The sequence below is a fragment of the Johannesbaptistia floridana genome (genome assembly GCF_057440575.1).
In genome coordinates, this window is the sequence record NZ_JALKVM010000180.1 from 1 (window position 1) to 16,575 (window position 16,575).

Consider the following 16,575-nt stretch of genomic DNA (forward strand, 5'->3'; position numbering starts at 1 on the left):
GTGCTCCCTGCTTTCTCAAAATAAATATGTTTGATTCAAAACCTACGCAGTATTGCATCGCCTCCCATCTAACAAAGCTATTTTTCCCCCCAAAACACTCCAAAGCGAATTAAACCCTTTTGGTAACCACGAATCATTAAACCCACGGCTAAAGCCCCTTGTAGAGTTTCACTGTCAGCCTTGAGTAAACCTTGAATAGCTTTGGGTTCAAACATAGACTCTACCACTTTATACCAAAAAGGAGCCACTGCTGTAGACCAATCATCTAGGTGAAGATTAGAGAAACCACAATTTTTAACTATAGTTTCGTATTCTGGAAGAGAAATCACATAGGGTAGATGGTATAGCTGATAAATCTGGTTTAAAATTCCTTTTTCATCCTCTGTCAGGTTACCTGCGAGAGAATTAGTCGGGCGATGACACCAAGTCGCTACAATGAGCTTACCCTGTGGCTGTAAAACTCGATAACACTCCTCTATAAATTTACTTTTATCATTAAAGTGTTCTCCACTTTCTAAAGACCAGACTAAATCAAAGGAATTATCCTCAAAAGGTAAAGAAAGAGCATCAGCTATCTGGAAATCTACTTGTTGCTCTAGTTTTGCCTCCATAGCTCTAGTTTTGCCCCTTTGCTGTTGGTAGGAAGAAAGAGTAATTCCCGTAACCTGGGCAGAAAACTTCTTAGCTAAATAAAGACTGCTGCCACCAATTCCACAACCTACATCTAAAATCTTTTGTGCCTGTTTAACTTCAGCCCAAACTAGTAACTCTTCAATCAAATCAATTTGAGCTTGGCGCCGATTAACTCTATAGTTACCACCTTTACCATAGTAGCCGTGGTGCAAATGTTCTCCCCAAACCTCCTCCCATATTTGGGTAGAAACATCATAGAAATTTTCAATGCGTTGATTGAGTGAATTAGTCATAATATTTTTAGGCGATGCTACCTCTTTTACTACTTTCTTTATAGGATATACCCACATTTTTTAAACCAGAACGAATCATTTGAGCTTCCAAGAGAGCAAAAAAGCGAGCGCGATCGCCACCCTTAACTACTGCTTGATTATGGGCTTCTGACAAGGAAATAGGGTAACCATAACCTTTGTATACTTGAGCTAAAACAATCCCCAAAGACTGCTCTAAAAGTGCTTTATCTTCAGCAACCCAAGCGGGCATTTCTACTCTAGCAACTTCTGTGCCCACGTGGAGATAACAAAAATATACTTGATAAGCTTCGCCGTATAATTCCAAAATCTTCAAATTACTCCGCCATAGGGGGCTTCTTTGCCCAGGCTCAAGTAAATGACTCCAAAAAGTAGCATCTCGTAAAGGATCCACCTGTTGACAGGGGGTTTTATCCTTGATTTCGCTACAATATTTCTGACAATTAGGGGTATCATAGGGACAACTTTGTAACCGTAACCAGTTAATACTTTCGATGCTGCGAGAAGCGCTGACATAACCCACAAGGGGGATTTTACTAGCTCGCAGGTTTGACCAAGCTTGTAAAATCTCTGGTAGAATTAATTCCCTAGCTTCTCCAGGCAAACTATCTAAAAACCAATAAATCAAAGAGCCATCAACTAGAGCCAAATTCGGCTCATAATGGGCACCCGGGGGATTTACCCAATCACAAGCCATTTCTGCTAACACCTGTGCCTCACAAACAGTGCGACGATAACTCATCCACTCTTCTACTCTAATTCCCCACTTTTTAGACACATATAAATCTTCCGGTTTATAGTAAACCTCCGGCAAACTATCTAATAGAGGGTGTAGATTTTGCCCATAGTGAAGCATAATTCTACCGATATTAATTAAATAACAGTAGGCAATCTCATGGTGAGAGGGGGCAATTTGGGAGCCATCAGTGGCAAAAACACTATGACTTGAGCTGGGGGATGGCAGTGTGTAGCGTGTGTCTAGAGATTCTACAGGAGTAGCCGCACTAAAAATTAAGCGATCTCCCCATTCTTCTTGTATCCCTAACAATTCTGGTAGATTCTCTTGGGCTTCCTTCATCAATGCTTCAGCTTTGGCTAATCTTTGGGTAGAAGCTTTAGCCTCTTGTTGCATCTGTTGACTAATTCCGGGCAATTGCCGCGATAGTTTGGCTAAATTTAGCATTAGTTATTGAGTCTTTGATTTATATAAATTTTTTGGGCAAATTTCTCTATATTATTGATAACAATTATAATCTCAGTAAAGAAATTATCGAGAATCAATAGAAAGTTACAAATTTATATATAGCAGTCCCCATTACTATTCGGAGCAGGGGGTTTTTCAGTATTTGCATCAATATCTCATAATATAACTAATTCAACACACTTAATTTATCAGGAAATCATGACATGTCTACTAATACTGCGATAATTTCTCGTAGGGTGCGAAGCACGAAGTGTAACGCACCGATTGGATGAAAACCAACCATAATCTTTTCTATGTATGATTTACTACACTTAGCTTAGCTGTTTACGGCAAATCACCCAATCTTTTAATAACTGATAATTAATTTTCCCTTGGGAATTACGAGGGAGAGAATCAATAGGATACCAATATTTAGGACACTTATACTTACTTAACTGATTAACTATCCTATCATTAATTACTCGATAATTGTCAGTAACAGTTGGCGAGACATAAACAGCCACAACCACTTCTCCCCAGTAGTTATCATCCAAACCCAAAACACAAACATCCTCAACCAAACCAGTAGCTAAAATAGCCGCTTCCACCTCTTGAGGAAAAACTGTTTCACCACCAGTAATAATGCTATGATTTCGACGTCCACAAACAGTCAAATAACCCTGAGAATCAATCATACCTAAATCATTAGTAGAAAACCAAAAATCTGATTGAGGAAACCTATCAGGATAGTAACCCAAACAGAGAGAATCTGCTTGAAGATAAATAACTCCTAGAGTATCAGGATCTAGAATATCACCATCTTGATTACAAACTTTAACTCGGGCGTGGGGTAAAACTCTTCCATTACAATTCTTGCCAGCTAAAAACTCCTCCGGCTCAAGAGTAACCACCTGCGCTGCCGTTTCCGTCATTCCGTAGGCTAAAGCAAGGGGTAAACGATGACTACGGCTTTGATTAAGTAAACTTGGCCAAATTGGCGCTCCTCCTACTAAAATAGTTTGAAATTGAGACAACCAACCCGGATGATTATCTAAAAAAAACTGAAGTTGAGTTGGTACTAGAGAAATAAAGAAGTGAGAATAATCAGGAGTATTGTGAGTATTTTCCTTTAAAAGTTTATAGGAAACTAGGGACAACTTGCCACCAGTTAAAAAAGAGCGTAAACACTGCATTAAACCCCCAACATGGTAAAGAGGTAAAAGACAACAGGAATTAATTTGACTTTGTCCAAAAAAGTCTCTAAAACCAGTAACAGCAGCAGATAGACTCTGCCAAGTGTGCATAGCAAAGCGAATTTTTCCAGAAGTGCCTCCTGTGGGAATCATAATTTTACCTGGATAGTTATGTCTCAGGTGAGAGTTTACCTGCCAGGTTTTAGCCTGGGAATCCCAAATCAAATTAGGTTGTACTAACTTATCTACAACCTCCCATTCTTGAGATTGCCAATCAGGATTAGCTAAAAAAATAGGACAGTTATGAATAATACTAGCTAAAAAAACCGCTAAAAAATCATAGGGATTCGATTCAGCGAGTAAAATCGAAGGGAGTGGAATTTTTTCCTTGATAATAACTAATTCTTCCGTCAAGGCAGTAACCTTTTCTAAAAAATGCTTATTATCGTAATTAACTAACCAGTTATTGGTAATTTGTTGTTTTAGTATCTTTTTTAGCAACATAGAGAGCAAAGCTAAATATAATCCTAAATATTGAGAGAAAAACTAGATTAATTGTTATTGTAAAAACATTAAATCAAGTATGGTGAGGCACGCCAGATTAGTCACCAAAGGAAATAGATTAGTATTAAATGTATCTAAATCCTTTGAACACTTCCCCAAAACTAAGCCAGTTATGGTGGAGACAGTGCCAACAGTAAAAATACACAATCAATCATTAGTATTACTATGACGAGAAGAAGCTTTGGTGTAATTGGATTAGCGGTAATGGGAGAAAACCTTGCTCTCAATGTAGAAAGTCGTGGTTTTCCCATCGCAGTTTATAATCGTACAGGGGCGAAAACAGAAGCCTTTATGAAGGAACGTGCAGAAGGTAAAGATGTGAAAGCGGCCTATTCTCTAGAAGAATTTGTACAAGCATTAGAACGTCCTCGCCAAATATTGGTAATGGTTAAAGCAGGTAAACCAGTAGATGCAGTAATCGAACAACTCAAACCTCTTTTAGAAGAAGGAGATATGATTATCGATGGAGGTAACTCCCTCTACGAAGACACAGAAAGACGTACCCGAGATTTAGAAGCCACAGGACTAGGCTTTATGGGTATGGGGGTTAGTGGTGGAGAAGAAGGCGCCCTACACGGCCCCTCTTTAATGCCAGGAGGCACAAGAGCAGCTTATGAGGAACTAGAGCCAATTTTAACTAAAATCGCTGCTCAAGTAGATGATGGTCCCTGTGTAACTTATATTGGTCCTGGGGGTGCTGGGCACTATGTAAAAATGGTACACAATGGTATTGAGTATGGAGATATGCAGCTTATAGCGGAAGCTTACGACATACTCAAAAATGTTGTTGGATTGAGCAATCAAGAATTACACGAAGTTTTCGCCGAATGGAATCAGACTGAAGAGTTGAATTCATTTTTGATTGAAATCACCGCCGATATTTTCAAATACATAGATTCTGAAACTAAAACACCTCTAATAGACTTGATTCTAGATGCCGCCGGGCAAAAAGGTACTGGACGTTGGACGGTAGTTAGTTCTCTAGAATTAGGGGTTCCCATTCCCACAATTTATGCCGCTGTTAATGCCCGAGTTATGTCTGCTTTCAAAGAAGAGAGAGTAGCCGCCTCTAAAGAATTAACCGGACCAAAATTTGAGCCTTTTTCGGGAGATAAGAAGGCATTTATCAATAAAGTCAGAGATGCTCTCTACTGCTCCAAAATGTGCTCCTATGCCCAAGGAATGGCTCTTTTGAGTAAGGCATCTGCTGAGTTTAACTATGACCTAGATTTGGGAGAAACAGCCCGTATCTGGAAGGGTGGATGTATCATTCGTGCTGGATTTCTCGATAAAATTAAAGCCGCTTTTGGTGAGAATCCTCAACTACCTAATTTACTTCTAGCTACTGAATTCAAACAAACTATCTTAGACCGCCAAGAAGCATGGCGAGAAGTTTTAGCCGCTTCCAATAAACAAGGTATCGCTGTACCAGCTTTTAGTTCTTCTTTAGATTACTTTGATAGCTATCGACGGGAGCGCCTACCCCAAAACTTAACTCAAGCACAAAGAGATTATTTTGGAGCACATACCTATGAACGTATAGACCGCTCCCGAGATGAATTTTTCCACACAGAATGGATGGAAAATTCTTAAGAGACTGTATGTCAAGTTTGATTAAGTTTTAGATTTATGGTGCGTTACACGCAGGTTAACGCACCCTACTGAAATGTTTCAGTTAAAATAGGTTTCTTCCGTATCAAGTAGGGCTATATAATAAAATCTTTTCTCTCACTTTCGTCTTTGCTTGGTGCGTTACGGGCTTCGCCCTAACACACCCTACTTAATCTTAATCTAGGAGAAGCCCGTAGCCCGTAGGTTGGGCCCTTGGAACGAAACCCAACAATTTACCCCCTTTGTCTCTACTCAGACCAAAGCATCTTTATCAAAAGTTACTTGTGGTGGATGAATAATGAGTTTTGAAGTTTTGAAGTAATGAGTTAAAGAATTAATGCTAAACGCTCTGCCCTCTGCCTTCTGCCTCCTGCCTCAAAAAAGTAGACATTTTTAACAGGAGTGAAAGATCTCAGTATAAGCGGACATGATCTGACCCGGTGTTTCTTCCGTATCAAGTAGGGCTATATAATATAGCAATGAGCCAATAGATGTTGACAAAAATGATGAAAAGCCCCCCTTAGTAAGCTATCCTTTATAAACATCTTTCTTAACATAAAACTTGACAAAAACACCAACTTGTGATTATGTGCTTTTTCAGATTTTGTTTAAGAAAATAATGTATAGAAATATACATTTTATCCAAAACTTAAGTAATTTTACTTAAAACCCTTCACCCAGCGACCGTGCTCCGGTGCTCCCTTGCTATACAAGGGTTTGGTGAGTTGCTTATAAAAGATAGCGCAAGTTCAGGGGGTTGGGGGGAAAAGTTAGTGATAAATGTTGTTAACACTACTGCGATCGCTGCTATAAAATCTTTTCTCGCACTTTCCTCTTTGCTTGGTGCGTTACGGGCTTCGCCCTAACACACCCTACTGGACTACTGTAAACCTATTCACAAATCAGATGGATACAACTATGCAACATAATAATGGTCCCTCATTTCCTCTCATCGCTAACCTGAATACAGGTTTAGCGAGAGTCTCCATGAGGGCGGAAAGATGAATCAATATTGTTTACCACCAAATCTAATTTTGGACCGATTACTAGAAACTTGGTTGTGTGAAGATATCGGTAGGGGAGATCGCACCACTCAAGCCATATTTTCTCAGTCCGTTACTCCTACAAAAGCTGAATGGATAGCTAAACAAACCGGGATAATAGCTGGTTTACCCATAGCATCGAGAGTTTTTACCATCTTAGATTCAACCGTAGAATTTTACCCCCTACAACCGGAGGGAAAACTCGTTGAAGCAGGAGAAAAAATCGCTCAAATAGATGGCCCCATCACTGCTTTGTTAACTGGCGAAAGAGTTGCCTTAAATCTCGCCATGCGTTTAAGTGGAATTGCTACTACCACGCGGCGCTATGTGGAAAAAATTGCTGATTTGCCCACTCAACTAGTAGATACTCGTAAAACTACCCCAGGTTTAAGACTGTTAGAAAAGTATGCAACTCAAGTAGGTGGAGCTCGTAATCATCGCCTGGGTTTAGACGATGCTATCATGATCAAAGACAATCATATTGATGCCTGTGGTGGTATTATTGAAGCTGTTGATAGAGTACGCCAAAGTATTCCCTATCCCCTAAGTATTGAGGTTGAAACTAGTAATTTAGAACAGGTAAGCGCAGCAATTACCGCGGGAGTTGAGATAATCATGCTTGATAACATGACCAGAAAACAGATGAGTCAAGCTGTTACTTTAATTAGGGAGAAAAACCCTCAAATTAAAATAGAAGCTTCCGGTAACATCACTCTAGAAACTATCAGAGATGTAGCTTTGACTCACGTCGATTATATTTCTAGCAGCGCTCCCATAACTCGCTCTCCTTGGTTAGATATCAGTATGAAGATGAGTTTAAAATCAGTTTAAGATGACAAAGATTGAAACAGTTCTTCGTATTTATCTAAAGCAGCAGTTAGAGAATAATTCTCTAAAGCGTGTTTTCGACCTTCTTTACTAAATTTTTCTCTTTTTTCGGGATCTTGAGCTAAATCTTTAATAGCTTGGGCTAAAGCTGGGGGATTCTCGGGAGCAACGACGATACCTCCACCACTATTATTAATTGCTTGGGCTGCTGTTCCTAGTTTAGGGACTGAACCGATAATCGGACAACCACTAGCGAGTAAAACTTGTATTTTAGAAGGCATATTAAAATTAACCACAGTCTTTTTTTGCATGACAATACCTACATCTGCTGCGGCTAACATATCTGGTAATTCTTCTCGGGGTTTAAAAGGAAAAAACATCACATTATTGATATTTTTATTTTGACAATAAGCTTGTAAAGGGGCGATCGCTTTACTTTCTCCTACAATTACTATGACTATATTGGGTAAATCTCGTAGATAAAGAGCTGCTTCTACAAGAGTTTCTAGACCTTGAGTTAGTGCAATATTGCCTGAGTAAAGTACTACAAATTTATCTTCAAGATTATACTTTTTACTAAAAATGCTATCTTTTTTAGGTATTGGTTTAATAAATTCAGTGTTTACCCAGTTAGGAATTTCCACTATTTTATCAGTAGCAACACCTTTTTTGACTAAATTATCTTTAAAACTTGTTGCAATCACACTAATTTTATCGGCACTATAGTAAGCAAATTTCTCTAGTTGGGTCAATATGGCAATAAGCTGAGGATTAGTCAATAAACCCACATTTACTGCTGCTTCTGGCAAAATATCCTGAAGATTTAAGACTAGAGGTCTACGATATATTTTACTCAAAACTGCCGCAGGAACACAGACTGGTAAGCCTGGAACCGTTAAAAAGATTAAATCTGGACGCCATCCTTTGAATGATTGCCAAAAGCTCAAAAATATAAAACTTAATTCAAATAGTATTCGATTAGTTAAACTTCTTTTTGGCTTACTCCAGACAAAACAACGCTCTAAATTAATACCATTAATTGTTTCATTAACATAAAGTTTCCCTCTGTATTTTTCATAAATTTGACCTTGAGGATACCAAGGCATTGCCGTACTTACTCGTACTTGATGACCTCTATTCACTAAACCCTCTGCCAATTCTGTCATTAAAGGTGCTATTCCTATCGGTTCTGGATAATAATTATATGAGTAAATAAGAATCCGCATAAAAGTATAATTAAAATATGTAGCCAGATAGAAAATTAAAAAAAAAGGAATTCTTTGAATATCTGGCTGAATTTATGACATCTCCAATTGTAGATATTATACTATAACAGTTTGATCACCTAATCAGGTAATATTCTTATCTGTTAGATATTCTAGCACCAGGAATTAAAGTTCCAGTAAAACTATAGCGCTTTGCGCCGGGAATGGGGAATAGTCAGGTTAGTAACATGTTTGGTGTTACTACAATTCAAAAACCATTTTTTGTACTGCTATATTAGCAAAAAAGTAGGTATTTAGCAGTTGTCGATAATCAAGAAAGGAAATAAATAATGAGTAAATTTATATTTATAACAGGTGGTGTAGTTTCTAGCATCGGCAAAGGGATTGTGGCAGCAAGCCTAGGGAGATTACTTAAATCTCGCGCCTACTCAGTATCTATTCTGAAACTAGATCCATATATTAACGTAGACCCAGGCACAATGAGTCCTTTTCAACATGGGGAAGTATTTGTAACGGATGATGGTGCCGAAACAGACTTAGATTTAGGACATTATGAACGTTTTACTGATACCTCAATGTCTCGGCTTAATAGCGTAACCACAGGTTCCATTTACCAAGCAGTAATTAACAAAGAACGGAGAGGAGATTATATGGGGGGAACAGTGCAAGTTATTCCCCATATAACCAACGAAATCAAAGGAAGAATTCATCGAGTAGCCAAAAATACTAACTCAGACTTTGTGATTACCGAAATTGGAGGCACAGTAGGAGATATTGAATCATTACCATTTTTAGAAGCAATTCGCCAATTTCGTAAAGACGCAGGCCGCACAAATGTATTATACATGCACGTAACTCTGATTCCCTGGATTGAAGCAGCAGGAGAGATGAAAACAAAACCAACTCAACACTCAGTAAAAGAACTAAGATCAATTGGGATTCAACCAGATATATTGGTGTGTAGAAGCGATCGCCCCTTAAAACCAGGGATGAAAGAAAAACTCTCAGAATTTTGTGATGTACCAGTAGAATCAGTAATTACAGCAGTAGATGCCCAAAGCATCTATGAAGTTCCCCTGACACTAGAAACAGAAGGACTGGCAAAACAAGCACTAAACCTCCTAAAAATAGAACATAGAGAACCAGATTTAGACCAATGGAAACAGCTAGTAAGCAAAATGCGCTCCCCCACTAAAGAAATTGAAATAGGGATTGTCGGAAAATATATTCAGTTAAGTGCCGCCTACTTATCAGTATTAGAGTCTCTACAACACGGTGCGATCGCTTGTTCTAGCCAAGTAAATATACGTTGGGTAAATGCCGAAGATATAGAAACCAAAGATGCCGCCACTTATTTAGAAGGAATTAGTGCCTTAGTGGTACCAGGAGGTTTTGGGAGCCGAGGCGTAGAAGGCAAAATCAAAGCCATAGAATACGTCCGTAAACAAAAAATTCCCTTTCTAGGACTATGTTTAGGTATGCAATGTTGCGTAATTGAATGGGCGAGAAATGTTGGTAACTTAAAACAGGCTAATAGTGCAGAAATAGACCCAGAAACTCCTAATCCAGTTATTAATTTACTACCTGAACAACAAGATGTAGTTGATTTAGGGGGAACGATGCGTCTAGGGTTATATCCATCCCGTCTCATCCCCAATACCCTCGCCTATTCCCTCTATCAACAAGAAGTAATCTATGAACGTCATAGACATCGTTATGAATTTAACAATGCCTATAGAAGTTTATTTTTAGATACAGGCTATTTAATCAGTGGCACTTCTCCCGATGGACGTTTAGTGGAAATAATTGAATTTCCAGAACATCCATTTTTTCTAGCAACACAATTCCATCCAGAATTTAAATCTCGTCCTAATAATCCTCATCCCCTATTTCTCGGCCTAATTAAAGCCGCCATTTCCGTTAAATCTACTGATATTGGTAATCAAGCTATTAAACTTCTTGCAGAAGTTGGGGAACAGAGAATACCGGATCAGGGAACATAGTTGATATTTGACAAGAAACTTGGGTTTAAAGCTAATAAAAAAATAAAACTAGAGACAACAAGAATGTCCTAAGCCTCCCTTTTTCTGCTATAGAGAAAAGGCCACATTTTTGTTAGAATAGTAAAATATTAAACAAAAAATTTCCCAACTGATAAAAACCAATGGTAGATACTGTTAAAGAGATCAACGATTCAGTTTTTGAAACAGAAGTATTAAATCAAGAAAAACCAGTACTAGTCTATTTTTGGGCCAATTGGTGCGGTCCCTGCCGCTTAGTATCTCCCTCAATTAACTCTATAGGAGAAGAATATCAAGAGCAACTAAAAGTGGTTAAATTAGAAGTAGATAAAAACAAAGAAGCAGTGAGTATATGTAAAGTAGAAGGCGTACCTGCTCTGATTTTGTTTAAAAATAACGAAATTATCGCTTCCTACGAAGGCGCAATGACCAAAGACCAAATTAAAAATATCCTAGAAAGCAACTTGTAAATTAGTAATATTACTCTATAAACATGGAATTAGCTAAGCGTATAGCCTACCTGCAAGGGAATGTATTTGCAGATATGGACAAGGCAAAAGCCGACGCGATCTCCCAAGGAAAAGAGATAATAGACCTCTCCTTAGGGTCTTCTGACTTACCAACACCTCCACCAATTATCAAGACCATCAGCACAGCTTTACAAGCTAGTAGTACACACGGGTATCTACTGCACCACGGTACCCAGGAATTTAGAGAAACAATCGCTCGTTGGTATACCAGAAGATTCGGCTTAAAAGTAGATCCAGAAACAGAAGTATTGCCCCTGATAGGCTGTCAAGAAGGGACAGGACACTTACCTCTAGCAGTTCTTAATCCAGGGGACTTTGCCCTACTCCAAGACCCAGGTTACCCATCCCATGCAGGGGGAGTACACTTAGCAGGGGGCCAAATATATACTATGCCTCTAAAAGCAGAAAATAAGTTTCTCCCGGATTTTAAGATCATTCCCAGAGAAGTACTCAATCAGGGGAAAATGATGGTCCTAAGTTACCCCCATAATCCCACTACGGCGATCGCTCCCTTAAGTTTCTTTGTTGAGGCAGTAAATTTCTGTCGGGAACACAATTTAGTTTTAGTTCACGATTTCCCTTATTTAGATGTGGTTTTTGACGAAACTATGGAAATTCCCTCGGTTTTCTTGGCAGATACAACCAAAGAACTAAGCATAGAATTCTTTACTTTCTCTAAATCCTACAATATGGGTGGATTTCGCATTGCTTATGCCATAGGTAACTCTGAATTAATTCAAGCATTACGCCGTATTAAATCTGTAATTGACTTTAACCAATATCGTGGTATTATCCAAGGAGCAATAGTCGCTTTAGAATCGCCTCGGGAGTTAATTAGATCCACCGTCAATACTTATAAAACGAGACGTGACGCCTTTGTGGAAGCTTTAGCAAATATAGGTTGGCAAGTGCCTACACCCTCTGCTACTCTCTACATTTGGGCAAAATTACCCCATCCTTGGGAGAATAATTCTATGGGCTTTTGTACTTCCCTAGTAGAAGCTACTGGAGTTGCCGTCTCACCGGGTATTGGTTTTGGTAAATCTGGGGAAGGATATGTTCGTTTTGCTTTAGTTAAGGATGAGGAGACCTTAGTTACTGCGGCTAATCGTATTGCTAATTTTCTTGATAATCATTCACCGGAGTAATTTGGTGAAAATTAGTTAAATCAATCTCTGCTTCTTGTTGATGATCTTTGACAAAAATATCCACAAAACGCATATCCCAGAAAATATTCTCAACTTGATAAATCTTACGTCCGTGAATAGATTGAGAGAAAGTTTCATCTAAACCGATTAAAGTCACCCATATTTCTGCATCTATTTGACTAAGAGAATGATTGGTAGCATGATACAAAGGACTATCTTGATTAATAACGTGCATCACTAGCCAGGTTAAGCCAAAAACCGGAGTTTTATCTCTAAGTAAAGATAAATCATAAAAACGGCGTAAATGATACCCCTCTACCGTTACTTCGTTTCTCACTAAGGTTACTTGAATTTGTGCCTCTAAAATTCTATTTTCCCGTTGATTTGCCACTCGAAACATTAGAGTATAATGGCCATTATACTTACAAATGACTAGAGAATCACTAAAAAGTATCTTAGCTGTAGGTCGAGAAAAACGAGCAAACATTAACCCCGTTAAAATCGCCGTTAAGACTAAACCTACTAAAATTTCGATAGTAACTAAAATTTGTGCCGCCGTAGTTTGGGGATACATCGAACCATAACCCACAGTAGATACAGTTTGAATACTAAAGAAAAAAGCATCTCTAAAGGATTTTGGTTCGGCATTGGCAATACCATCTAATAAACATAAATAAGCTAAGGCAAAAAAAATGTTAACAACTAAATAAAATAGGGCAACTAATAACAAAAAATGAAACCAAGGTATTACTAGTAGCCAGTGATACAAATCATGCCGCAGGGATTGCCAAGATTTCATTTTTCTTAAATTATAGCGCCTCATTTTTTTTAGTTATCCTTGGTTGACACTATTCAACTCCCAAATCAAAACTGCCTTGGTGAATAGTTTTAACCCATTTTAATCTTTTTTGTCTTAGGGACATTCTGATAATTGTGCTTGGCATCACAATTAACCAATGCAGCATATAAATCATGCCTCGCAAAATTTGCCAATTAATGATCATTAAATCATTTATACTTAATTGTTTTTGTTGGCGACGAATGCGAATTAAACCCCAAAACATCCCCCAACAAGAAACTGAAAATAAAACCGTACTCAATGGACTTAGTATCGGTAAGCGATGGCGTAAGATAACCATCATTAAATCTGGTACTGCTGCTGTTGGTAATAAATATTGAAAACTAAAAAATAGTAGTAAATCTAATTTTTTAGCTATGCTTAGACGTTTACTAGCTAGAAACCGCCAATAGTCTAAATACCTCTGATAACCTCCTTCTGCCCAACGATTACGCTGATGCCAAAGAGCGATCGCACTCTCTACCCCTTCTTCTTCTACGGCGGGAAATGGTAAAAACCCGATATCCCATTCGGCTAAATGCAGACGAATAGTTAAATCTAGATCATCGGTGATTGTTTCTTCATTCCAACCTCCTACTGTTTCTAAAGCCTGGCGACGCACAAACTGACCATTACCCCGTAATTCTCCCATGCCGCCGATGGCGATACGCTGCTGTTGTAAGTAGCCATCTAGGGCCATTTCTGCATTTTGTCCTTTTGTCCAGAAGTTTCTCTTGGCGTTGGCGATCGCCTTCCGTACTTGTACTGCCCCTATACTCTCTTCCTCGAACATTGCCGCTATATACTTTAATAATTCTGGTGAAACTCTAGCATCTGCGTCGAAAACTCCGATTATCTCCCCTTTACACAAAGGCAGTACTTGATTTAATGCTCCCGATTTACCTCCTGTTGCCTTTGCTTCTCTATGTAACACATTTACTTCTTGATGTTTTGCTGCTAAATGGTCTAGGATGACTCCCGTTTTATCAGTACTATAGTCATCTATTACCCAAATTTCATATTTATCTTCTGGGTAATCTAGCTTCAACAACATTTCTATTAATTTAGCAATTACCGCTTCTTCGTTTTTAGCCGCTATTAGAAGAGAAATCAATGGTGCTTTTTTTAATTTTTCCCCTGATAGAGGTTGAGGTTGTGATTCTGGTTCTCCTAAAGCTAAATGACTAATCCGAATAATTAGTAAGCCACTTAACCCTAAAATTAACCAATAGCCCCAAGATATCAGATGAGCTGCTATTGTCACCCCCGAAACTATTACCACCGTCAAAGCTGCTTTTTTCCTTCTTCCCCCTAAACCCTCAAAGAAAACACTATTTAACTCTGCTTCTAAGTTTTCTTGATTTGAACATTCTTCTGTGTTTATATTTTGATTAGTTTGCTTTTCAGACCAATAGTTTTCAGTCATAGATTTGATTTTATATTTATAAAAAAACTCAATTTAAATCTTATTTTATACTTCAGTGGTCAATTTACTGTGTCTACCACCGACACCGATAAAAACTTCTCTCTAATTGCTTTAGTTACTATATGGGATAATAAGCCTACAGGTCCTGCCACCAAGGACAACAGTAGGGAATGTATTGTCCAAACCCCCGTTTCTTGACCTTGCCAATATATCCAGCGTCCCACAAATAAATCCATTACCAAAAAGTGTGTCCAACCAGTTGCCGCTGCTTTTTCATCACTAAAAAAACGAGCAATATCATCCAGTTGTGGGTTAGATAAGGTTTCTATTGATTCTGCCGTTAAAGAACCCGAGATAAAATATATGTATAAACCAATCAGAGGCACAAAGGGTAAGTAAGAACCCATAATTTTTTTGGTTAATCCCCAGTTTGGTAAAATAATCATTAATGTCCAAAATGGTAGCACGAATAAATTAGACAAGTTAAATAGTTCATCAGTGTTTAGCATCAAAAGTTCATATCTCTTAACTATTTATATCATAACAAAATTTCCTTTCAATTCCCTGAATATCTAGTGATTTCCCATATGCGCTATCTTAGGTATATAGATATTCAAAAACAATTTACGCCAAAAACATTAAAAAAGTATTAAGATATTTAATATATTTTTAAAGTTGTGGTGTGTTGTTAGGAGGGACACTATGTTTCAAAGATTAGCACAACAGCATCGAGAATTTGTTAAAGACTTGGTGATGAATCTTCAAGCCCTGACTATAGTGCTTGAAAATAGAGGTTACGCCGCATCCTGTTATACCTGCGGAGATAAAATGAATAGTGCCTCTTTTATGGTTAGTTTAGATGATGGCCATCTAATCAGATTTTTAGTATCAGATTATGGAATCACTTGGACTGAGATGCGAGATGATCGCGAATTAATGAAGTTAGAAGGAGCAGAAGCTATCAATCAACTCCAAAGTTTAGCGGACTTGATTAAGTATGAACCAACAAAGCCCATTATCAGAGAATCAATTACTATTTTAGCTAAAACGAATAATTAGTAATAAAATTAAATAACTTATAATTGATATAGTTATTTAAATTAAAATAAAGATAAAACCTATCGGTTAGGGCGATGGGCTAAATACAGTTGAAAAATATTTACTCATTACTGCTAAAACTTGCTCATTTGATTAGCTAAATAGCCATAATGGGTAAGTTTTAGTTGGTTGACAATTAGGGACAAAGGGATAATTGAGACATAATTACTGTGTTTTCCCCTTGATTATAAGTCGTTTAGTGCGCTATTAGAGAAAATATAGACCTACTATTGTTTAGCAATGATATATGGCAGTTCCCATTCTTGTGAGGTACAAAGGTTATCCTTTTGAGGCTCCAAGAGGCACCGAGGCACCGAGGCACCGAGAGTTAGGTACAACCTCATGAGTCCTTTGCCATGATATAATATTAATACTTAAGTGGTTGTTGATGATGGTGAAAAAAAAATCTAATACCCTAAGTTATGTCAAAGCATTGCCAACACCAATAAACGAGTTAAATGCTTTGGGCTTTACTAGTTTTGAGATGTTTTTAACAGCTTATGAACCTATTTATACAGAAGCAGTGTGTGAAACAGTAAATCATTTAATAAATTGTCTAGGTTATTATTGTCCCATCGAAAAGAAATGGCTAAATCAAGTAAAGTTTGACAAATCAAAATGGAACAGTTACTTACAAAATAAATACCTTGTTTTAAAGCGTCACGCCAATGGAATAATAGCAGACGCCCAAGGACAAGTAGGTTCAGCAATTGAATCTAGAAAAGACTATATAAAACAACTAAAAGGTAAATTACAGTCAGCACAAACTTGGTTAAAACGTAAAGTAAAACTAATTAAACAAACCAATAAATTTTACGCTAAAACTAAAAAAGTAAAAGGGAAAAAGGTACCTAATTGGCAAAATTCCCGAACTAGCTGTAAAATGCCTTTGTCCACTTCTTTAAAATATAAAAATACTAAC

Annotated in this window: 14 protein-coding genes; 7 read left to right on the forward strand and 7 right to left on the reverse strand. The window is 37.8% G+C overall.

The features are described from left to right. Positions 1-77 precede the first annotated feature (77 nt). The 3 genes from MW688_RS12295 to MW688_RS12305 form a co-directional block, all read right to left on the reverse strand. A complete protein-coding gene (locus MW688_RS12295; protein WP_486736288.1) occupies positions 78-926 on the reverse strand; it encodes a methyltransferase domain-containing protein in 849 nt (282 codons plus the stop codon). Between the two features lie 7 nt (positions 927-933). Further along, entirely contained in the window at positions 934-2,127 is a 1,194-nt protein-coding gene (locus MW688_RS12300) for a DNA double-strand break repair nuclease NurA (protein ID WP_486736289.1), read from the reverse strand. A gap of 332 nt (positions 2,128-2,459) precedes the next feature. Beyond that, positions 2,460-3,824: a 2-succinylbenzoate--CoA ligase gene (locus tag MW688_RS12305; protein ID WP_486736290.1), complete on the reverse strand. Its 1,365-nt coding sequence runs from the start codon at positions 3,822-3,824 to the stop codon at positions 2,460-2,462. 225 nt (positions 3,825-4,049) lie between these two features. On the opposite strand from MW688_RS12305, the gene gnd reads away from it, so the two are divergent. Together gnd and nadC are read left to right on the forward strand one after the other, a co-directional pair. After that, complete coding sequence (gene gnd, locus MW688_RS12310) at positions 4,050-5,477, forward strand: decarboxylating NADP(+)-dependent phosphogluconate dehydrogenase (RefSeq protein ID WP_486736291.1); 1,428 nt, start codon at positions 4,050-4,052, stop codon at positions 5,475-5,477. 1,019 nt (positions 5,478-6,496) lie between these two features. After that, a complete protein-coding gene (gene nadC, locus MW688_RS12315; RefSeq protein WP_486736292.1) occupies positions 6,497-7,369 on the forward strand; it encodes a carboxylating nicotinate-nucleotide diphosphorylase in 873 nt (290 codons plus the stop codon). On the opposite strand, the gene MW688_RS12320 is transcribed toward nadC, so the two are convergent. Then, positions 7,366-8,592: a glycosyltransferase family 4 protein gene (locus MW688_RS12320; RefSeq protein ID WP_486736293.1), complete on the reverse strand. Its 1,227-nt coding sequence runs from the start codon at positions 8,590-8,592 to the stop codon at positions 7,366-7,368. The two genes, nadC and MW688_RS12320, sit on opposite strands and share 4 nt — an antisense overlap. A 329-nt stretch (positions 8,593-8,921) precedes the next feature. On the opposite strand from MW688_RS12320, the gene pyrG reads away from it, so the two are divergent. The 3 genes from pyrG to MW688_RS12335 all read left to right on the forward strand — a co-directional run bounded on the left by pyrG (position 8,922) and on the right by MW688_RS12335 (position 12,291). Beyond that, on the forward strand, positions 8,922-10,595 hold the full coding sequence (gene pyrG / locus MW688_RS12325; protein WP_486736294.1) for a CTP synthase: 1,674 nt from the start codon (positions 8,922-8,924) through the stop codon (positions 10,593-10,595). Positions 10,596-10,756: 161 nt separating this feature from the next. Continuing rightward, positions 10,757-11,083, forward strand: coding sequence for a thioredoxin (trxA, locus tag MW688_RS12330; RefSeq protein WP_486736296.1), 327 nt, complete (start codon positions 10,757-10,759; stop codon positions 11,081-11,083). Between the two features lie 23 nt (positions 11,084-11,106). Beyond that, the gene (locus MW688_RS12335; RefSeq protein ID WP_486736297.1) at positions 11,107-12,291 is read left to right on the forward strand and encodes an LL-diaminopimelate aminotransferase; all 1,185 of its coding nucleotides are present in this window, start codon (positions 11,107-11,109) and stop codon (positions 12,289-12,291) included. On the opposite strand, the gene MW688_RS12340 is transcribed toward MW688_RS12335, so the two are convergent. Genes MW688_RS12340 through MW688_RS12350 form a run of 3 tightly spaced genes read right to left on the reverse strand, consistent with a single transcriptional unit; the run spans position 12,260 to position 15,064 of the window. Then, on the reverse strand, positions 12,260-13,090 hold the full coding sequence (locus MW688_RS12340; RefSeq protein ID WP_486736299.1) for an ion channel: 831 nt from the start codon (positions 13,088-13,090) through the stop codon (positions 12,260-12,262). The genes MW688_RS12335 and MW688_RS12340 overlap by 32 nt on opposite strands. A 49-nt stretch (positions 13,091-13,139) precedes the next feature. Further along, a complete protein-coding gene (locus tag MW688_RS12345) occupies positions 13,140-14,555 on the reverse strand; it encodes a glycosyltransferase family 2 protein (protein ID WP_486736301.1) in 1,416 nt (471 codons plus the stop codon). A gap of 59 nt (positions 14,556-14,614) precedes the next feature. Continuing rightward, positions 14,615-15,064, reverse strand: coding sequence for an ABA4-like family protein (locus MW688_RS12350; RefSeq protein ID WP_486736302.1), 450 nt, complete (start codon positions 15,062-15,064; stop codon positions 14,615-14,617). Positions 15,065-15,257: 193 nt separating this feature from the next. Here MW688_RS12350 and MW688_RS12355 point away from each other — a divergent pair, with 193 nt between their 5' ends. Continuing rightward, entirely contained in the window at positions 15,258-15,614 is a 357-nt protein-coding gene (locus tag MW688_RS12355; RefSeq protein WP_486736303.1) for a DUF1815 family protein, read from the forward strand. A gap of 427 nt (positions 15,615-16,041) precedes the next feature. Next, the coding region (locus MW688_RS12360; RefSeq protein WP_486736305.1) for a hypothetical protein at positions 16,042-16,575 on the forward strand (534 nt) is incomplete at its 3' end.